The following is a 3,359-nucleotide window of genomic DNA, read 5'->3' as shown; positions in this document are numbered from 1 at the left end:
AAATGTCTAATGGATTAATAATGTCGGCAGACAAATTGGCGTTTGTTCCTGAAATGAAGCAGTGTGATGGTTATTTGGTTTCGATATAATGTTATTAATGATAAAACCACTCAAGGAGAAAACCTTGGGTGGTTTTAAAGTACTGTCAAAGAATATACTCGTAATTTAGTTTTGATGTTGTTTCTGTCTTAACTTTGTCATTCTGACTATGGTGAACAGATTGACAATGATAAAGGTAGATTCCATCATTGAGCAACCAATTGAACCCAGTAACAGGTTGTTAGTTAACCAGCAAAAAGAATTGAATAAAATAAGTAGTCGAAATTTAATCCCCTGCGCCTTGAACATTCCCCACGTTGCCACAGATGCACCAAAGATCGTAAGCAGCTCATAGCTATAGCCCACATTCGGTAATCCCATAAGCCATAATAATGCAATAAAGAACCACATCACTTTGCTTGACTGGGTCCGGGTTGAGGCATAGCTGCGTAATGCGCTGATACCACAACCCAAAGCTGCAGTAATTGCTCCCATTAAGACGAAGTGTGAACAAAGAACGATTTGAAATACTGTTAAGTGGACACGAAACTTATGTCCATCTTGATGCAGGAATGCGCTGGCACCAATGATAAATGCCACAATACCGATTATCTGGGGAAAATCTAATTCAGGCATACTGACTCACCTGCTGTGCTAAATATCGAAGGCATAATTCCGGGCTGGTCAGGATCTCAAACTGGTTTTCTTTACAGAGCTCAACAGCCGGGGCCATGGATGCTTGTGCTAGGAGTATTGCTCTGGGGCCAGCTTGGATACTATTGATATAACCTGCAATTTTCCTTGTATACATTTCGGTATTACCTGAAAAGTAATATGGCCAGGCTTCTGGTATTACGCTGGTTTCGATAATTCGTTGCGGGCAATGATTAGCTTCGTTCGTCTGGATAACAGATTGAAGCAACGAGATAGTAGGCTCAAGAGTGCTGGCTATCGCTGCAAGTACGAGTATGCTTTCATACTGGAGGGCAGCTTCAGCCATTGGTCGGTCGACACGGATAACCTTTGAACTGATATCTGGTGTCTTTTCGGCAAGCTCCCCAATTGTCGAGCAGGTACAGATGATAATATCTGCACCTTGCGCTGCTATTTCAGATATTGAATGCTGCACTGCTTTAGCAACCTGGTCCGTTAAACCGTCCTCCATTGCGTGTTGTAATAGGCTTTCATTGGTGTGATGGGTAACCGTAACCGGCATGCCGCCAAGATACTTTTCTATATACGGTTGAAAGAGGGATTCGTTGGCTTTTAAGGTATAGAGAAAAGCAATATTCATTAAGAAAAGCTCCCGACAGTCATCGTTTAATCAGTGAAAGGTTCGAGTAAAAGAAAGGCCTCCAATAGGAAGCCTAATCGGTTTATGGGTGTTGTAGCGACTTATTTTACAAGGTCAGCCGCTTCACGAGCGAGACGACCAATTTCATCCCACTGGCCAGTATTGATAAGCTTCTTATCAACCATCCATGTGCCGCCGCAGGCGAACACACGATCAATTGCCAGGTAGTCGTTTACATTTTTAGCATTTACACCGCCAGTCGGCATGAACTGTACTTGTGTATACGGTGCAAGCAGGGATTTGAGCATATTGATCCCGCCAGAAGCTTCGGCCGGGAAAAACTTCAGTGTCGTAATGCCTAGCTCAAGAGCCGCTTCGACGGTCGAAGGGTTGTTTACGCCTGGAACGATATCAATCCCGATTTCCTGGCAGGCTTTGACAGTATTGGGGTTGAAGCCCGGAGATACGACAAAGGTGGCGCCCGCTTCTTTCGCGGCAATGGCTTGTTCGCGATTTAATACCGTCCCGGCGCCAATTAGCATCTCTGGTTGTGCTTCGCGAAGTAGTCGAATTGCTTCTGCTGCGGCATCTGAACGGAAGGTAATTTCAGCAGCCGGAAGCCCATTCTCGGATAGAGCCTTGCCAAGAGGAATAATGTCTTCTGCACGGTCAATCGCAATGACTGGGATAACTTTGATTGCGGCGAGTTGTTCAGATACGGTACTCATGATGCGTAGTCCTTTTTTGAATTTAGTACAGTGTTAAAGTTGATAGTCTGGGTGGCTGACGATGGAATGATCGCGCCTTTGTGCTGGATAACCGTTCCGGCGAGCTGGTGGCCCTGGAGAGCTGCGTCACGGGGCGTTTTACCTGTGAGGTAACCGGCGAGAAAACCTGCATTGAAGGAATCGCCGGCAGATGTTGTATCTATGACATTTTCAACTGGGTTCGTGGCAATATGCTCTGAAACCAAGGTTGAAAAGTCAGTATATCGACAGCCTTTTGCCCCCATTTTCAGCACGATTTGACCCGCTCCTGCGTGGTGCAAGCGGGCCAGTGTTTCTTCGTGGGTCTTATCGCCCCAAAGCAACATTTCATCGTCATCTGTTACCAGCGCCAAGTCGGTTATGCGCAATAATTGCTGGTAACAGGAGCGTGCTTCTTCGGCACTCTGCCAAAGTGCAGGGCGATAGTTTGAGTCGAAGGCTATTTCGACGCCATCGTGTTTTAAAGACTGCAGTAGCTGCAAAAGCTTCTTTCTGTCGGCTGCAGGCAAAATGGCAAGGCTAATACCGCTGACGTAGACCATATCGACAGTGTGAAGATGAGCTTCCACTTCGGTGAAGCTAGGGTGCTGGAGCAAGAACCTTGCAGCAGATTGATTGCGCCAGTACAGAAACGTTCTTTCTCCCTCTTCATCGAGCTGAATAAGGTACAAGCCCGGCTGACGGGCCGGGTCTCTCAATACCCATTGGGTATTGACGCCTTCCTGCTGCCAGCGAGAGAGCATGCCATCGCTGATTGGATCTGTACCAAGGGCACTGATGTAATCAACAGCCACGGATTGACCCGCGGTGCGAGCTATATAGACGGCAGTATTGAGCGAGTCGCCACCATAGGCCTGTTCCATGGCACCAAATGGAGTGCCATTTAGTTCAATCATGCACTCACCGATGATTGCGATGTGCTTCATACCTTTTCTCCCGGTAACTTAAAGTAGGCTTTGGCGTTATGGCAGCAGATATCCTGTACCAGTTTTCCTAGCATAGTGATGTCATTTGGAGCCTCGCCGTTTTGTACCCACTGGCCGATGGTGTTGCATAGAATGCGACGGAAATACTCGTGGCGGGTATAGGATAAGAAGCTGCGGGAGTCGGTCAGCATACCGACAAACTGGCTTAGTAGCCCCAGTTGGGAGAGTTGTTCGATCTGACGTTGCATCCCGTCTTTCTGATCGTTGAACCACCAGCCCGAGCCGAACTGTACCTTGCCGGCGATCCCGCCCCCCTGGAAATTTCCGATCATG

Annotated in this window: 5 protein-coding genes; all 5 read right to left on the bottom strand. The window is 47.3% G+C overall.

From position 1 onward, the window contains the following. Positions 1-165: 165 nt before the first annotated feature. Entirely contained in the window at positions 166-675 is a 510-nt protein-coding gene (locus tag MHN01_RS21130) for a YgjV family protein (protein WP_239413263.1), read from the bottom strand. After that, positions 668-1,333, bottom strand: a complete 666-nt coding sequence (locus tag MHN01_RS21125) for a hypothetical protein (RefSeq protein WP_239413261.1) — start codon at positions 1,331-1,333, stop codon at positions 668-670. The genes MHN01_RS21130 and MHN01_RS21125 overlap by 8 nt, the downstream gene beginning before the upstream one ends. 101 nt (positions 1,334-1,434) lie before the next feature. After that, positions 1,435-2,061 carry a bifunctional 4-hydroxy-2-oxoglutarate aldolase/2-dehydro-3-deoxy-phosphogluconate aldolase gene (locus MHN01_RS21120; protein WP_239413259.1) on the bottom strand — a complete coding sequence of 209 codons (627 nt, stop codon included), beginning with the start codon at positions 2,059-2,061 and terminating at the stop codon, positions 1,435-1,437. Further along, complete coding sequence (locus tag MHN01_RS21115) at positions 2,058-3,026, bottom strand: sugar kinase (RefSeq protein WP_239413258.1); 969 nt, start codon at positions 3,024-3,026, stop codon at positions 2,058-2,060. Before MHN01_RS21115 ends, MHN01_RS21120 begins: the two co-directional genes overlap by 4 nt. After that, on the bottom strand, positions 3,023-3,359 hold a 337-nt coding region (locus MHN01_RS21110; protein ID WP_239413256.1), incomplete at its 5' end, for a glucuronate isomerase. The genes MHN01_RS21115 and MHN01_RS21110, both read right to left, overlap by 4 nt.

It is taken from the genome of Photobacterium sp. OFAV2-7 (assembly GCF_022347985.1).
Lineage (GTDB): Bacteria > Pseudomonadota > Gammaproteobacteria > Enterobacterales > Vibrionaceae > Photobacterium.
The sequence above is the reverse complement of the archived record's forward strand: the minus strand, read 5'-3'. Positions and strand labels throughout refer to the sequence as shown.